This window comes from Jeotgalibacillus marinus, from assembly GCF_040801915.1.
Classification (GTDB): Bacteria; Bacillota; Bacilli; order Bacillales; family Jeotgalibacillaceae; genus Jeotgalibacillus; species Jeotgalibacillus marinus.
The window spans coordinates 1-218 of record NZ_JBFMIA010000368.1; the positions used below are offsets into that span (position 1 = coordinate 1).

At 75.2% G+C, this 218-nt stretch carries 1 protein-coding gene; it reads right to left on the reverse strand.

Features of this window, described 5'->3' with window-relative positions; all coding sequences use genetic code 11:
• The coding region (locus AB1471_RS18205; protein WP_367781114.1) for an ATP-binding protein at positions 1 to 218 on the reverse strand (218 nt) is incomplete at both ends.

Below are 218 nucleotides of genomic sequence, written 5' to 3' on the forward strand. Positions count from 1 at the left end.
ACGGGCACGGGTTCATCGCCGCGACGAGCTGGAATCGCGCCGGGTACTGCGCCTGGCAGGCGGCCCGCGAGATGGTGATCTGGCCGGTCTCGAGCGGCTCACGCAGGGCCTCGAGCGCGCTGCGCGGGAACTCGAGCTCGTGGAGAAACAGCACCCCGGCAGGGGCCAGCGAGATCTCGCCCGGCCGCGGCGGCGGGCCGCCGCCCACCAGCGCGACC